This is a genomic window from Rhizobium sp. HT1-10, assembly GCF_049472505.1.
Taxonomy (GTDB): domain Bacteria; phylum Pseudomonadota; class Alphaproteobacteria; order Rhizobiales; family Rhizobiaceae; genus Rhizobium.
In genome coordinates this window covers 157,966-173,354 of the sequence record NZ_JBCEBQ010000006.1, presented here as the reverse complement: position 1 = coordinate 173,354, position 15,389 = coordinate 157,966, and the positions used below count along the sequence as shown (strand labels likewise).

Here is a 15,389-nt window from a genome sequence, read left to right as displayed (position 1 = left end):
CTGGCCGCCGCGCGACAATGGCCTTCCGAAGTACCGTCCAAGGCTGCAAGATGCAAATGGTCAGTCACGCGCGGGACCGCCGATGAAACGTCGGCCCCGCGCTGATGTTCCTATTCGCCGAGCCGGCTCTTCAACCCGTCGATGATCTTCTTCGACAAGGTCTCGTAGTCGTCGTCGAAATGATGGCCGCCGGCCATGGCGACAACTTCCGCGCCGGTGCCCTTGAGATCCGGGCAGGCGACGTCTTCGTCGTCATCCGAGCCATAGACGCACTGAACGATCTTCGGATTGATCTTCTTCAAATCCTTGAGCGGATCGCCGCCCTTGCCCTCGCTGCTGGCGCCCAACCAGCCCATGACCGAGATCACGTAATCGACCTTGCGCGACAGAGACAGCAGCGACATCTGCACGACCTGCTCACGCTGTTTTGGCTTCAGCAGATTGTAGCTCGCCGGAATGACATCGGCGCCGAAGGAATAGCCGATCAGCACGACATGCTGCACCTTGTAGTGCTTGGTGTAGTAATCGATGATGCGACCAAGGTCGTCAGCGGTTTCCTGCGGCTTCCGCTCCGACCAGAAATAATGCAGCGTGTCGACGCCGACAACCGGAATACCCTGATCCTGCAGATAGGAGCCGACCTCCTTGTCGATGTCGCGCCAGCCACCGTCGCCGGAATAGATGATGGCGATCGTATCTTCGGTCGGCTTCGTGTCGAGCACGTTGATCGGCAGTCCGAGCGGCGATTTCTCGGCGCTCAGCGCCTGCACCAGCTGGACCAGCGTGTTGCTCAAGGTCGTCATCGCGTCGTCGGTTGAATCGCGGATCTCGATTTCCGGGTGATCCTTCTGCATCGCCTCGACATGGTCGCGACCATCCTTGGGCGCGGCGGGCGTGAAGCTGGCGATGATCGGATCCGGCAGCGCGCCGTCCATCAGCCCGATGACGAGGTTGTCGCCAACCTTGACCTTTTCGGCGGGTGTGCAGAGATCCTTTTTGAGCGCGATGCCAGCAGCGGGATCGACGGCCAGCGTCTGGGACACCGTGGCGTCGGGCGTCTGCGCGGCGATCGCCAAAGCCATGGTCCCGCCAGCACCGACGCCGGCAATGATCGGCAGCTCGTAGGCGCTGTCGGCAACAGAACGCTGCACCTGCTGGCTGAGCGACTCGATGTCGGAGACCATGTAGATACAGCCGTCGTTCTGGCTGACGTCATAATCGTTGAGCGATTTCAGGAGGGACGGGTAGTCGATGCCGATGACCATCGAGCCCTTGGCAAGCAGGGTCTGCGCGACGGCATTTTCCTTGTCGCCCCAGCCGCCGATGTCGGAAATCAGCACCACCTCGCCCACCACCTTGCCCGTCGGCACCATGATGTGCGGCGAAGGAATAATGCCCGTGTCGTATTTCTTGTCGGACTCCTCGGCCTTGGCGATCCCGACGGTCATCAGGGTCGCGAGCGCGAAGGACATTGCGTATTTCAAAATCATTTCCTGACGACTCCTCTTAGTCCGCCGCCGATCAGGAACGTCGCGTCCATGAGCGCTATCATCGGACTGACCCCTCCCGACACCGCAAGGTAGCGCGGTTGCCAATCGGGGTGAAATTTTGCTTTGAAGGCCCGAAGACCCTTGAAGTTGTAATACCGTTCGCCGTGGTCGAAGACCGTCCCGCCGATCCGGTCCCAGACCGGCGCCGATTCGCGTTTCGACATGCCGGAAAGCGGCGCCATGCCCAAGTTAAAGCGCTGAAATCCGGCATTCCTAAGATGCTCGAGAATCTGCACGAAGAGAAAGTCCATCGCCCCCTTGGGCGCGTCCGGCGAGAAGCGCATCAGGTCGATCGAACCCTCCTCGTGCGTATCCGTCACAAGTATATTAGCAAACGCCACGATACGCCCGTCTTTTTTCAGGACGCCGACCGGCTGCGAGAGGATATATTCCGGGTCGAAGGCTCCGAGTGAAAAGCCCTTTTCCTTGGCATTGTGATCGTCCAGCCAGGCCTTCGACACCGAAGCGAGTTCATCGATGACGGTGGGGACATGCTGCGGTTCTATCACCGCGAATTCCAACCCGTCACGAACGGCGCGGCTTGCCGTCTGGCGCAGGTTCGCCCACTTGCCGCCCTTCAGTTCGAAGCTGTTGAGATTGACGACGGCGAGTTCGCCGAGCTTGTAGGCCCGCATGCCGGCATCGGCGCAAAACGACAGCAGGGCCGGCGATATCTGGTAGAAGACCGAGCGACAGCCGGCCGAGCGGGCGGACTCGACAAAGCGCCAGACGAGGTCGGCCAAGGCATGCCGGGGCCCGATCGGATCAAACAGGGCGATCCAGGAGCGGCCGCGCTTGCCGTACATGATGAAGGCATCGCCCTTTTCGGAAAACATGATGCTCTTGTCGCGCATCCGCACCAGATTGGCGTCGGCGACGCCATGCGCCTGGACGATCGCCACGGCGCGCTCGACGTCGTCATCCGATACCGGCTCCAGCCGCGAGGTGGCGGGACGCAGCAGGCTGAACACGGCGATGCCGGAGGCAACGATGCAAAGGCCCAGCACGGCACGAAGGCCGCGCGGCGCTTCGTCGGCGAACTCGAACTGCCACCAGAGCTGGTTGCTGTAGGCGACGTCGCGATAGACGAAGAACAGGATGACGATGGCGCAGATGCAGATGACCGCGATGGCCATCAGCCATCCGGCCGTCAGCGCCTGGTTGACCAGCGATGCCGGCCGATTGAACAGCTTGCGGCTGACGAACAGGCCGAAGATGAAAAAGAGTAGAAAAGCCGCCTCGACGAGCGCGATCGCCTTCAGAAGCGACAGCGTCACCGCAGCAACCGCGCAGAACACAGAGACCCACCAGGCGCCATCCAGCCGCTGGCCAAGACCGCGCGCGGCGACCACCATGGCGAGACCGACGAGGCTCGACAGAAAATGTGCGCCTTCGACGACCGGCAGCGCCAGGTAATCCGAGAGGAATTCGAGGTTCTCATCGGGCGTGGGCGTCACGCTCGAAAAGATCAGCATGACGCCGAGCAGCAGCGCGAAGGTCGACAGCAGCTGCGGCATCAGCCGGCCGCCGACGCGCCGCACGCTCGAGGCTGCCGGGTGATCGACGAAACGGCGCAGTTCGGTGCCCGCGACCACCATGATGGCGATCAGCAACGGGATGACGTGGTAGATGACCCGGTAGAGCACCAGCGAGCCAAGCACGGCATCGACATTGACCGCACTGCCGAGCGAGGCGACGATGACCGTCTCGAACACGCCAAGACCGGCCGGAACATGGCTGAGAACGCCGAGCCCGACAGCGATCGCGTAGACAGCCAGGAAGGTCGGCCAGCCGATCGAGGATTCCGGCAGCAGGACGTAGAGCACCGTGGCGGAAGCGGCGATATCGAAGGCGGTGACGAGGAACTGCCGAGACCAGGTGCGCGAATCCGGCAGTCGCAGGGTGAAGTTGAAGATCGAAATGACCCGGCCGCCACGACCGAGATACATCAAAGCGGCGAGCAGCAGCAGGATGACGCCGGCCACGCCGCGCAGCACGAAACTGTCGACCCCGATCAGCGGCCCCATCTCGTCGGCGATGATCATCAGCGCAATGGAGCCGACGGCGGCAAGGCCGAGGCCGAACGACAACGTCACGAAAGCCACCACGCGGCCGATGTCCTCAGGCGTCAGTCCCATGCGGGAATAGGCGCGATAGCGGATGGCACCGGCACTGAGCGCGCCAAACCCGGCGGTGTTGCCCACCGCATAGGCGCTGAAGGCGGTCAGCGCCACATGCGGGAAAGGTACCTTTTTACCGATGAACTCTAGCGCATTGGTGTCGTAGAAGATCAGGGAGAAAAAGCTCAAGCCCGTGAACAGCAGCGCCAGCAGGATCGCCCGCACCGAGGTGTCGCTCAGCGCCAGCACGATATCGTCGTAGCGCACTTCCGTCGTCAGATGGAAGATCGCATAGGCCACGAGGCCGAACACGGCAACGCTGCCCAGCGCCAGCAATTGCGTGCGGTAGCGGCGCAGGGTCGACATGAACCAACCGCGTTCCTCGGTGTCTTCCTCGGCTGGTTCCAAATCGATCGGAGTCGACATAAATATACCTGTGTGAATTGGTCGCTTCTGCGCTCCGCTTAGCAGAACTGCGTTAACGCGAATATCTTCTATTCGCCTGTTGTACGCAGATTCTTTTAAGCACGCCCTGTGGGAGCGTCACATCGATCCGAATTCAGGCATTTTTGGCGCAGCGCAATGATCCGCGCTAGGTTTATTACGGGAAATGTTCGTCTTGGCCATCAGGCCCCAACTCAACGAGGGCGGTCCAGGACATCGTCGCCCGAAGGCGAAAAGTGCGATCCACGACGACCGGTGGTTTTTTACGATCCTGGGTGCCTACAAACGTAGGTGGGCGCCATATGTCCAAGCCCACGGGCCTGGCCAGGGACAGCTCCCTTTGGATCGAGTATGGCCCCAGGGATTGTGGTACCTGCCGGGAAGCGCAGACCGCAACTCAATATATAAGCCGGTTTGCCTTGGCGCACCAGTGGCATCGACGGAGAATTAATTGCCTTGCGTCAATGCGTCTCTGCGCCGGGTTTGGCAACCAGCTTGTCGGTGATGCCGCGAATGCTGCTGGCGACCTCGTCGAGAACACCGGCCAGCACTTCCTCGCTTCTGGCATTGGCAGCCAGCGCAGTGTCGCGATTGCCACGCAGAGCCTCAAGCTCGGCTTCGAGCCCGCTGACCTTGCGGGTCAGGTCGGCCACCTCGTCCATGATCATGATGCCGGCCATGACCGTGACCCTGAGATCGCCGATCTCGCCGAACTGCTCCTTGAGGTGGCTGACGTAGCGGTCGAAGCGGGTGGCGAGATCCGTGAGGTGCGCTTCCTGCCCCTCCTCGCAGGCCATGCGGTAGGCCTTGCCGTCGATCGTTACCGTTACCTGCGCCATACGATATTCCGTCCTGTCTTGCCCGTTCCGCCGCGTTCCGTGGAAATCCGTCTCAGCGATCGAGCACGGCCCTGATCGTTTCCATGGCGGTGACCAGTCGGCGTGACACCTCGCGGTTCACTTCCTCCAGCCGGTTGGCGCGAAACTCCGCCTGATCGAGCTCCTGCGCCAGCCGCGAGCGGTCGGCGTGGGTCCGGCGCACCTCGGCGTCGATCTCGCTGCGCTCGCGCTCCCGCTCGAAGCGCACATCCACCGCATTGTCCAGCGCTGCCAGCGCCTGACGCAGTGACGTGATGGCCGCGTCCACTGTCTTGCCTGTAGGCATCATGTCTTCCCGGTTCCCCGCGCAGTGCTCCGAATCGCCATATCCGCGCACTGGCCTGATCCGGAACAGTATTCAACTCGGCAACTGTGCGTCAATAAAGGCTTGCATGCGGCAAGGCCGCTAAACTGTGGATGACACCCGACTTTTCCGCAAACCGATGCGCCAATCACGACAAGTCGTCTTTTGTACAAAGCAAAAGGCAAATGTTAAATATTTGCGACGGAGGCCCGGTTTGGGCCGCGGATTTATTGACTTGCTCGCCCCAACTGCTATGTCTCGACCGCCTGAGGCAGACTGCGATCCAGGGTTCCCAAGATCTCTCCATCGTGGCGCCTTCCAACCGGTGGTCCCTCCTCTCGAGCCCGAGACCATCCCAAACCTGCGGAACGACCATGATCTCTCGCGAAAAACACGACCGGATGGCAAACGCGATCCGTTTCCTTGCCATGGATGCCGTTGAGAAGGCCAATTCCGGCCATCCCGGCCTGCCGATGGGCATGGCAGACGTCGCCACCGTGCTCTTCTCAAAATATCTGAAGTTCGATCCGAAATCGCCCCATTGGCCAAACCGCGACCGCTTCGTGCTGTCGGCCGGTCACGGCTCGATGCTGCTCTATTCGCTTCTGTACCTGACCGGCTATGAAGACATGTCGATCGAGGATCTGAAGAACTTCCGCCAGCTCGGCTCCAAGACCGCCGGCCATCCCGAATACGGTCATGCCACCGGCATCGAGACGACCACTGGTCCGCTCGGCCAGGGCATTGCCAATGCTGTCGGCATGGCAATCGCCGAACGCAAGCTCGCCGTCGAGTTCGGCACCGAGCTGCAGGACCACCACACCTACGTCATGTGCGGCGACGGCTGCCTGATGGAGGGCATCAGCCATGAAGCCATCGCGCTCGCCGGCCACCTGAAGCTCAACAAGCTCATCCTGTTCTGGGACAACAACTCGATCACCATCGACGGCGCCGTATCGCTGTCGGACTCGACCGATCAGATCGCCCGCTTCAAGGCTGTTCACTGGAACACCATCGAAGTCGACGGCCATGAGCCGGACCAGATCTCCGCTGCTATCGAAGCTGCCCAGACGTCCGACCGCCCGACCCTGATCGCCTGCAAGACGATCATCGGCTTCGGCGCACCGCACAAGCAGGGCACCCACAAGGTCCACGGCTCGCCGCTCGGCGCCGAGGAAATCGCCGCCACCCGCAAGGCGCTGAACTGGGATGCAGAGCCCTTCGTCATTCCCGCCGACGTTCTCGACGCCTGGCGCGAAAGCGGCAAGCGCGCCGTTCCCGACATGAAGGACTGGCAGTCGCGCCTGGCTGCTGCAGAAGCTGCCAAGAAGGCCGAATTCAACCGCCGTTTCGCCGGCGAATTGCCTGCAGGCTTCGACGCCGCTATCAGCGACTACAAGAAGAAGCTGGCCGAGACCAAGGCAAGCGTTGCGACCCGCAAGGCATCGGAAGATGTGCTTGAAGTCATCAACGGCTTCCTGCCGGAGACGCTCGGCGGCTCCGCCGACCTGACGCCGTCGAACAACACCAAGACCAGCCAGATGGTCTCCATCACGCCGACGGATTTCGCCGGTCGCTACATGCACTGGGGCATCCGCGAGCACGGCATGGCGTCTGCCATGAACGGCATCGCGCTGCACGGCGGCCTGATCCCTTACGGCGGCGGCTTCATGATCTTCTCGGACTACTGCCGTCCGCCGATCCGCCTCGCCGCCCTGATGGGCATCCGCGTCATCCACGTTCTGACGCATGATTCCATCGGCGTCGGCGAAGACGGCCCGACCCACCAGCCGGTCGAGCAGATGGCGTCCTTGCGCGCCATCCCGAACCTGATGATGTTCCGCCCGGCCGATGCCACGGAAACGGCAGAATGCTGGCAGATCGCGCTGAAGACCAAGGACCGCCCGTCGGGCCTCGCCCTCACCCGCCAGAACATGGTCGCCGCCCGTCTGGAATACAGCGAGAAGAACCTCTGCGAATACGGCGCCTACAACCTCGCCGGTTCCGCCGATGCCAAGGTCACGATCTTCGCGTCGGGCTCCGAAGTCGAAATCGCCGTTGCCGCCCGCACCGCGCTCGAAGCCAAGGGCATCACGGTGCGCGTCGTCTCGGTTCCATCGACCGAACTGTTCTTCGAGCAGCCGGCTGAATACCAGAAGGAAATCCTCGGCAACTCGCCGGTCAAGATCGCTGTCGAAGCCGCCGTCCGCGAAGGCTGGGATGCCTTCATCGGACCGGAAGGCACGTTCATCGGCATGAAGGGTTTTGGCGCCTCCGGCCCGGCCAAGGAAGTCTACAAGCACTTCGGCATCACCACGGAAGCCGTCGTCGCTGCCGCCGAAGCCAAGCTCGCCTGATAAAAATACAGGGCGCTGCGGCGCCCTGCTTCTGCTTTGAATAGAAAAGTCCTGTCCGATTGGGAGAGACCACCATGACTGTTAAAGTTGCCATCAACGGCTTCGGCCGCATCGGCCGCAACATCCTGCGCGCCATCGTCGAATCCGGCCGCACCGACATCGAAGTCGTTGCCATCAACGACCTCGGCCCGGTCGAAACCAACGCCCACCTGCTGCGCTACGATTCCATCCACGGCAAGTTCCCGGCGTCAGTCAAGGTCGAGGGCGACACGATCGTCGTCGGCAACGGCAAGCCGATCAAGGTCACCGCGATCAAGGATCCGGCGTCCCTGCCGCACGGCGAACTCGGCGTCGACATCGCCATGGAATGCACCGGCATCTTCACGTCGCGCGACAAGGCTGCCCTGCATCTGGCAGCCGGCGCCAAGCGCGTCATCGTCTCGGCACCTGCCGACGGCGCTGACCTGACCGTCGTCTTCGGCGTCAACGACGACCAGCTGACCAAGGAACACCTGGTCATCTCGAACGCGTCGTGCACCACCAACTGCCTGGTTCCCGTCGTCAAGGTCCTGAACGATGCCATCGGCATCGACCACGGCTTCATGACCACCATCCACTCCTACACCGGCGACCAGCCGACGCTGGACACGATGCACAAGGACCTGTACCGCGCCCGCGCCGCAGCCCTCTCCATGATCCCGACCTCGACCGGCGCTGCCAAGGCCGTCGGCCTCGTGCTGCCGGAACTGAAGGGCAAGCTGGACGGCACCTCGATCCGCGTGCCCACCCCGAACGTCTCCGTCGTCGACTTCAAGTTCGTCGCCAAGCGCAACACCACGGTTGAAGAGATCAACCAGGTGATCAAGGCTGCCTCCGACGGCAAGCTGAAGGGCATCCTCGGCTACACCGACGAGCCGCTGGTTTCGCGCGACTTCAACCACGACAGCCACTCGTCGATCTTCGCCTTCGACCAGACCAAGGTCCTCGAAGGCAATTTCGTCCGCGTACTCAGCTGGTACGACAACGAATGGGGCTTCTCGAGCCGCATGTCCGACACGGCAGTTGCTTTCGCCAAGACCATCTAAGTCTCGGCTGATTTGCGTTTCAGAACGGCCCGGGAAACCGGGCCGTTTGCGTTTGCGACGAGCGATTTCCGCAGCACCATCTCTACGGCGCCCCCCTGTAGAGCCGCCGCCGCTCCGTCTGTTCTTGAGGCATATCATAGTACCTCCCCCTCATTCCTGTGCTCGTCACAGGAATCCAGCGCAGCGCGTCCGCGCTGCGGGAGACTCTGTCTTGCGGCAAGGGTCTTTTACCGCGCAGACGAGCGGTGCCTAGATTCCTGTGACGGGCACAGGAATGAGGGAGGTTGCGGGGGCTCCAGCCGCAGGAAGTCACCAAGACGTCTGGGCAGCAAGACGTCATAGATGCTTGAGAAGCTCCCTTTACTGCAGTCGAGGTATCCAGCTGCCGCGTCATTGGAGCCGGCAGAAGAATCTCCGCCTCATCTGCTAGACACCTGATTTTCTCACCATTTCGCCCCGCTCCGGTCCAGATTGCTCATTAGGTCTTGGACAGCGAATCTCGATGCCCTACACTTTGGCGCAATCAGTCGCGCTGGGGGATTCGGCGCCGGGCACGGGAGCGCAGGGAGGGCTCGCCGTCGCGGCTACGGGCTGACGTGGGGTGTCCGGCATCGGCCGGATGCGAGAAAAGGGAAGTGTCCGTGGAAGCATTTTATGTCGTCGTCCTGGTCTGCACCGTTCTCATTCTCATTGCCGCCTTCTCCAGCCTGCTTGCCTTCCGGTTCGGTGCACCGTTGCTGCTGCTCTTCCTCGTCATCGGCCTGCTGGCCGGCCAGGACGGCCTCGGCATCGCCTTCAGCAACAATTATCTGGCCTATATCCTCGGCTCGCTCGCTCTAGCCATCATCCTGTTCGACTCCGGCTTCGGCACATCCCTGTCGTCGTTCAAGGCGGCTGCCGTGCCGGCGCTGACGATCGCGTCGCTCGGCGTCATCATCACAGCCTCGATTTTCGGCGTCGCGGCGTCCTGGCTGCTCGGCTTCAGCTGGATGGAGGGCCTGCTGCTTGGCTCGATCGTCGCCTCGACAGACGCGGCGGCGGTGTTCTTCCTGCTGCGCATCGGCGGCATCAATATCCGCGACAAGGTCCGCTCGACGCTGGAAGTCGAATCCGGCACCAACGACCCGATGGCGATCTTCCTCACCATCGCGCTGGTGCAGGCGATCGGCAGCGGCGAAGGCGTTGGCGGCGTCAACATCGCCATGCTGGCCATGTTCGTCCAGCAGATGGGCCTCGGCGTCATCCTCGGCCTGCTCGGCGGCATGATGATCGTGCTCGTCGCCGGAAAGCTGGAGACAGACCGGGGGCTGACGCCGATCTTCGTGCTGGCGCTGGCGCTACTCGTCTTCTCCTTCACCGGCGCCGTCGGCGGCAGCGGCTTCCTCGCCGTCTACGTCGCCGGCATCTATGCCGGCAATCACAAGATGCCGGCGTCTGCCACCATCAAGCGCTTCCAGGACGGCATGACCTGGCTTGCACAGATCATCATGTTCCTCGTACTTGGCCTCTTGGCATCGCCGTCCGAGTTTCCGGCCATCGCCATTCCCGCCGTGCTGCTGGCGCTGGTGCTGATCTTTGTCGCCCGCCCGGTGGCCGTCTGGCTGTGTCTGCTGCCCTTCGACTACACCCAGCGCGAGACGGGCTTTCTCGCCTGGGTCGGCCTGCGCGGTGCCGTCTCGATCCTGCTCGCGATCATGCCCATCCTCGGCAACCTCGATTTCGGCCAGACCTACTTCAACGTCGCCTTTATCATCGTGCTCGTCTCGTTGATGATGCAGGGATGGACGATCAAGCCGGTGGCCAAAAAGCTCGGCCTGATCATCCCGCCACGCATTGGCGCCGTCGACAAGGTCGAGGTCGATCTGCCTGGCGCAGGCAACCACGAACTCCTGTCCTATCGCGTCGTCAAGGACAGTCCGGTCCTGCTCGGCGAGCGCATCCCGCGCTGGGCGATGCCGTCGCTCGTCGTGCGCGACGGCAAGTCGATGCGCTATCAATATGCGGGACGGCTCAGGGAAAACGATCTCGTCTACCTCTTCATCGCTCCGAGTTTCTCGCGTCTGCTCGACCGGCTCTTTGCAACGCGCGCGCCGGTCGATCCGGAAGATGCCGAATTCTTCGGCGCCTTCGCAATCTCGCCCCAACGGCACGCCGCCGATCTCGACGCGGCCTATGGGCCGGGCTTGCTTAATGACCATGAGAAGACCCTGACCATCGCCGAACTCATGCGCGTGCGGCTCGGCGGCAAGGCTGACTACGCCGACCGCGTCCGGCTGGGATCGCTGATCCTAATCGTTCGTGACCTCGACGAGAACGGCCATATCAAGGCCGTCGGCATGTCGCTCGAAGTGGTCGATTCCACCGATGCGCTGCCGCTTTTCATCAATATGCGGGAGATTGCACACCGCATCCGCGACGCGCTCCGACGCCGTCGTGCCAGGGCTGCAAAGGCGATTTCAAACGGTTCAGATAGCGACGAAAACCCCGGCTGACCGCCTTGCGTCTCCGACCATCCGTAGTATGGTCGGCGCAGCTTCCGACCATACCAATTTCCGGATATTTGCCATGCCAAGCTTCAAGACCCTTGACGATCTCACCGACATCACCGGCAAGCGCGTGCTTGTTCGCGTCGATCTCAACGTGCCGATGAAGGATGGACAGGTCAGCGACATCACGCGCATCGAGCGTGTTGCGCCCACCATTCTCGAGCTCTCCGGCAAGGGCGCCAAGGTCATCCTGATGGCCCATTTCGGTCGCCCGAAGGACGGCCCGACACCGGAATTCTCGCTGTCGCAGATTGTCTCCGCAGTGAAATCCGTTCTCGGCCACGACGTCCTGTTCGCCTCCGACGCAATCGGCGCGCCGGCAACGGACGCCATCGCCAAGATGAAGGACGGCGATATCCTGCTGCTCGAGAACACCCGCTTCCACAAGGGCGAGGAAAAGAACGATCCGGCTTTCACCCAGGCGCTGGCCGACAATGGCGATATCTACATCAACGATGCATTCTCGGCTGCCCACCGCGCCCATGCCTCGACCGAGGGCCTCGCCAAGCTGCTGCCCGCCTATGCCGGCCGCACCATGCAGGCCGAACTCGAAGCGCTCGAAAAGGGCCTTGGAAACCCGGTTCGCCCGGTCGTCGCCATCGTCGGTGGCGCCAAGGTGTCGAGCAAGATCGACCTCCTGATGAACCTCGTCAAGAAGGTCGACGCGCTGGTCATCGGCGGCGGCATGGCCAACACCTTCATCGCCGCCCGCGGCACGGAAGTCGGCAAGTCGCTGTGCGAGCACGACCTTGCCGATACGGCCCGCCAGATCATGCTCGAAGCCGCCCAGGCCGGCTGCACCATCGTGCTTCCCGAGGATGGCGTCGTCGCTCGCGAGTTCAAGGCGGGTGCGGACAATGAAGTCGTCATCATCGACAGCATTCCGTCTGACGCCATGGTGCTCGATGTCGGCCCGAAGACGGTCGAGCAGATCAACGCCTGGGTCGGCCGCGCCGAGACGCTTGTCTGGAACGGTCCGCTCGGCGCTTTCGAGATCACCCCTTTTGACGCAGCGACTGTCGCCGTTGCCAAGTTCGCTGCCGAATGCACGAAGTCCGGCAAGCTGACATCGGTCGCCGGCGGTGGCGACACCGTATCGGCCCTCAACCATGCCGGCGTCGTTGAAGACTTCACCTATGTCTCGACGGCCGGTGGCGCCTTCCTCGAATGGATGGAAGGCAAGGTTCTGCCAGGCGTCGCGGCACTGCAGGCCGCCAAATAAGCAAAGGCAACTTCCTTGCCGCTTTGAAGTTTTAATGACCGTGAAAGTGAAAGCTTTCGCGGTCTTTTCGTTGGTGCTAGTCTTCCCTGTGAAATTACAAACGATTGAAACCAATTCAATCGTTTCAGTGGCTTAACCTAGGATTTGCCTTTCAAAATTCTTCTGATATCGCAGATCCAAGAGCGCGGAAGAGCATGAAAGGATGAATGTCTTGGCAGTGCCGCTCCCGTGACTGATCGGCTGGCGTCGCTTGGCGGTCGTGAACTGAAAGAACATCCGTGCGTGCGCGCGCGCTTTGAGGGACAGGAGTGAACTATGGTGGACGCGAAGATGTTGGACAGGATGAAAACGGCACCCGGATTCATCGCGGCGCTGGACCAGAGCGGCGGTTCGACGCCCGGGGCGCTGCGTCTCTACGGCATCTCGGAATCGGACTACCAGGGCGACGAGGAGATGTTCCGGCTGATGCATGCCATGCGTGTCCGCATCATGAGCGCGCCGGCCTTCAGTGGTGACAAGATCATCGCCGCGATCCTGTTCGAGCAGACCATGGACGGCGATGTCGAAGGTCAGGCCGTTCCTTCCTATCTCTGGGAAAAGCGCGGCGTCGTGCCCCTCCTCAAGGTCGACAAGGGCCTGCTGGCGGAGGAAAACGGCGTCCAGCGGATGAAGCCGATGCCCGATCTCGACGCGCTCCTCATCCGCGGGCGCGAAAAGGGAATTTTCGGCACAAAGATGCGCTCGGTAATCGCCAACGCCGACCAGGTCGGGATTGCCGCCGTCGTGCAGCAGCAGTTCGAAATCGCCCACCAGATCAACGCCCAGGGCCTCCTGCCGATCATCGAGCCTGAAGTCTCCATCAAGAGCTCGACCAAGGCCGAGGCCGAAGCCATCCTGCGCGACGAGATCGCAAAGCAGCTCGACAAGCTGCCGTCAGGCGAAACCGTCATGCTGAAGCTGACGATCCCGACGGTCGCCGATTTCTACGCCCCCCTGATCTCCCACAAATCCGTGGTGCGAACCGTAGCACTTTCCGGCGGTTACAGCCGCGTCGATGCCTGCGAGAAGCTCAGCCATAACCATGGCATGATCGCCAGCTTCTCACGCGCGCTGACGGAAAATCTCCGCGTCACGATGAGCGACGCCGAGTTCGACGCGAGCCTGACCGAGACGATCAACGAGATCTACGACGCCAGCGTCAACAAGGCCTGATCAGGCTTTCGACAATGATCCGGCTGGAGCTGCGGCCGGATCATTGGTCCCAACAAACGGGGCCGATTTAGAATACTTCTCGGAAGATCAGCGCCACCGACCAGATGGCGAAGGCTGCAATGGCGATTTTCCAGAAATCTCCGCGCCGCCTGAGCCCCGGTAATCCGAGCGGCCTGATCAGATGCACGATCATCGCCAGGATCAGCAGCAGGCCTATCAATTTCGACATAGAATTTCCTATTGTACGGTATCGGTCATAGGCCGGACATTTTTCTCGGCCAACAGGGCTACCACCTGGCGGACGGAATGGCTGCGCGCCCGACATTCTGAGCCCGTTTCGACCCGTCTTATCTGATTTTTAAGCCTGAACAGCTGAGAATGCTGCCATGAAAAGAAATCTTTTACCCGTCCTTGCCCTGCTGTTCGGCACCCTCTTCCTTTTCATGGGCAATGGGCTTCACAGCCTCTTGCTGCCGGTGCGCGGCACCGCAGAGGGCTATGCGACAACCACGCTCGGCCTGCTTGGCACCACCTGGGCAACCGGCTTCGTCCTCGGCTGCCTCACCGCGCCGAAGATTGTCCGTCGTGTCGGCCATGTCCGCGCCTTCTCAGGCTTCGTCTCCGTCATCGCCATCATCGCCTTGCTGACCGGTCTGATCATCGACTCCACCTGGTGGGTGATCCTGCGCGCCGTCACCGGCTTCTGCACCGCGGGCACCTCGATGATCATCGAAAGCTGGCTGAATGAGCGGGCCACCAACGAGAGCCGCGGCGCAATCTTCTCGCTTTATATCGGCATTACCCTGATGGGGGCCGTCGGCGGCCAGATGATGATCCCCTTCGGCGACATCCACACGCCGATGCTCTTCATGGTCTGCGGCATCTGCTATTGCATCGCGATGCTGCCGACGACGCTATCCAACGCGGCGTCTCCCAAGCCGCTGAAGGCGATCAAGCTCGACCTGCGGGCGCTCTACCGCAATTCGCCGGTCTCCTGCATCGGAATTCTCCTGGTCGGCATCGCCAACGGCGCCTATGGGACGCTGGGTGCAGTCTTCGGCGCAAGCGCCGGACTGTCCGAAGGCAACATCGCCATCATGATGAGTTCGACGATCTTCGCCGGCGCGATCATGCAGCTACCGGCCGGTCGCCTCTCCGACCGTATCGACCGCCGATACGTATTGGCGATCATGGCCATGATCGCGGCCATCGACGGCCTGCTTCTGTTCCTCTTCCAGCCCACCACGCCCTACCTGCTGATCAGCCTGGTGATCGTCTATGGCGCGGCGGCCAATACGCTCTACCCGATCACCGTGGCGCACGCCAACGACTTTGCCTCGCCCGAGGACTACGTCAAGGTGTCGGGCGGACTGCTGCTGCTCTACGGAATAGGCACCATCATCGGCCCGACCCTGAGCGGCCCGATCATGTCCGACATAGGCCCCTATTCGCTGTTCCTGATCACGGCTGTCGCCCATGTGGCGATCAGCAGCTATTCGATGTTCCGCAGTCGGCAGCGCGCCGCCATCCCGGCCGGCGATCGCGACGCCTATACCAACATGCCCTCCGCCAATGCGCAGATGATCACGCCGGAGAGCATGTCGATGGCGAACCCCACGGACATTGCTTCCGAACCGGATGATCCTGCCGTAAACTACGGGTAAAGGAGAT

Annotated in this window: 11 protein-coding genes and 1 other RNA gene; 6 read left to right on the top strand and 6 right to left on the bottom strand. The window is 61.8% G+C overall.

All coding sequences use genetic code 11. The features are described from left to right. Positions 1 to 110: 110 nt before the first annotated feature. From VH564_RS16740 to VH564_RS16720, 5 genes are all read right to left on the bottom strand, one after another. Complete coding sequence (locus VH564_RS16740; RefSeq protein WP_423340987.1) at positions 111 to 1,490, bottom strand: virulence factor; 1,380 nt, start codon at positions 1,488 to 1,490, stop codon at positions 111 to 113. Beyond that, positions 1,487 to 4,096, bottom strand: a complete 2,610-nt coding sequence (mprF, locus tag VH564_RS16735; protein ID WP_423340986.1) for a bifunctional lysylphosphatidylglycerol flippase/synthetase MprF — start codon at positions 4,094 to 4,096, stop codon at positions 1,487 to 1,489. Before mprF ends, VH564_RS16740 begins: the two co-directional genes overlap by 4 nt. 254 nt (positions 4,097 to 4,350) lie before the next feature. Beyond that, a non-coding RNA gene (gene ssrS / locus VH564_RS16730) (6S RNA) lies at positions 4,351 to 4,509 on the bottom strand. Between the two features lie 66 nt (positions 4,510 to 4,575). Continuing rightward, positions 4,576 to 4,953 carry a cell division protein ZapA gene (locus VH564_RS16725; RefSeq protein WP_423340985.1) on the bottom strand — a complete coding sequence of 126 codons (378 nt, stop codon included), beginning with the start codon at positions 4,951 to 4,953 and terminating at the stop codon, positions 4,576 to 4,578. Positions 4,954 to 5,005: 52 nt separating this feature from the next. Then, the gene (locus VH564_RS16720) at positions 5,006 to 5,281 is read right to left on the bottom strand and encodes a DUF4164 domain-containing protein (protein WP_111222393.1); all 276 of its coding nucleotides are present in this window, start codon (positions 5,279 to 5,281) and stop codon (positions 5,006 to 5,008) included. Between the two features lie 389 nt (positions 5,282 to 5,670). On the opposite strand from VH564_RS16720, the gene tkt reads away from it, so the two are divergent. The 5 genes from tkt to VH564_RS16695 all read left to right on the top strand — a co-directional run bounded on the left by tkt (position 5,671) and on the right by VH564_RS16695 (position 13,718). Beyond that, positions 5,671 to 7,653, top strand: a complete 1,983-nt coding sequence (tkt, locus tag VH564_RS16715; protein ID WP_423340984.1) for a transketolase — start codon at positions 5,671 to 5,673, stop codon at positions 7,651 to 7,653. 74 nt (positions 7,654 to 7,727) lie between these two features. After that, a complete protein-coding gene (gene gap / locus VH564_RS16710; RefSeq protein WP_423340983.1) occupies positions 7,728 to 8,738 on the top strand; it encodes a type I glyceraldehyde-3-phosphate dehydrogenase in 1,011 nt (336 codons plus the stop codon). Between the two features lie 641 nt (positions 8,739 to 9,379). After that, entirely contained in the window at positions 9,380 to 11,230 is a 1,851-nt protein-coding gene (locus tag VH564_RS16705; RefSeq protein WP_423340982.1) for a potassium/proton antiporter, read from the top strand. 73 nt (positions 11,231 to 11,303) lie between these two features. Continuing rightward, positions 11,304 to 12,506, top strand: a complete 1,203-nt coding sequence (locus tag VH564_RS16700) for a phosphoglycerate kinase (protein ID WP_423340981.1) — start codon at positions 11,304 to 11,306, stop codon at positions 12,504 to 12,506. Positions 12,507 to 12,821: 315 nt separating this feature from the next. Next, positions 12,822 to 13,718, top strand: coding sequence for a fructose bisphosphate aldolase (locus VH564_RS16695; protein WP_423340980.1), 897 nt, complete (start codon positions 12,822 to 12,824; stop codon positions 13,716 to 13,718). A 67-nt stretch (positions 13,719 to 13,785) separates the two neighbouring features. On the opposite strand, the gene VH564_RS16690 is transcribed toward VH564_RS16695, so the two are convergent. Continuing rightward, positions 13,786 to 13,947, bottom strand: a complete 162-nt coding sequence (locus VH564_RS16690; RefSeq protein WP_423340979.1) for a hypothetical protein — start codon at positions 13,945 to 13,947, stop codon at positions 13,786 to 13,788. Positions 13,948 to 14,104: 157 nt separating this feature from the next. Between VH564_RS16690 and VH564_RS16685 the strand changes: the two genes are divergently transcribed. Next, positions 14,105 to 15,382 (top strand): MFS transporter, encoded by a 1,278-nt coding sequence (locus tag VH564_RS16685; protein WP_423340978.1) that lies wholly within the window; start codon positions 14,105 to 14,107, stop codon positions 15,380 to 15,382. Positions 15,383 to 15,389: the final 7 nt, after the last annotated feature.

Bases quoted from the DNA above. Each gene is read 5' to 3' on its own strand.
- VH564_RS16740 (WP_423340987.1), bottom strand. From the start codon at position 1,490: ATGATTTTGAAATACGCAATGTCCTTCGCGCTCGCGACCCTGATGACC.
- mprF (WP_423340986.1), bottom strand. From the start codon at position 4,096: ATGTCGACTCCGATCGATTTGGAACCAGCCGAGGAAGACACCGAGGAA.
- VH564_RS16725 (WP_423340985.1), bottom strand. From the start codon at position 4,953: ATGGCGCAGGTAACGGTAACGATCGACGGCAAGGCCTACCGCATGGCC.
- VH564_RS16720 (WP_111222393.1), bottom strand. From the start codon at position 5,281: ATGATGCCTACAGGCAAGACAGTGGACGCGGCCATCACGTCACTGCGT.
- tkt (WP_423340984.1), top strand. From the start codon at position 5,671: ATGATCTCTCGCGAAAAACACGACCGGATGGCAAACGCGATCCGTTTC.
- gap (WP_423340983.1), top strand. From the start codon at position 7,728: ATGACTGTTAAAGTTGCCATCAACGGCTTCGGCCGCATCGGCCGCAAC.
- VH564_RS16700 (WP_423340981.1), top strand. From the start codon at position 11,304: ATGCCAAGCTTCAAGACCCTTGACGATCTCACCGACATCACCGGCAAG.
- VH564_RS16695 (WP_423340980.1), top strand. From the start codon at position 12,822: ATGGTGGACGCGAAGATGTTGGACAGGATGAAAACGGCACCCGGATTC.
- VH564_RS16690 (WP_423340979.1), bottom strand. From the start codon at position 13,947: ATGTCGAAATTGATAGGCCTGCTGCTGATCCTGGCGATGATCGTGCAT.
- VH564_RS16685 (WP_423340978.1), top strand. From the start codon at position 14,105: ATGAAAAGAAATCTTTTACCCGTCCTTGCCCTGCTGTTCGGCACCCTC.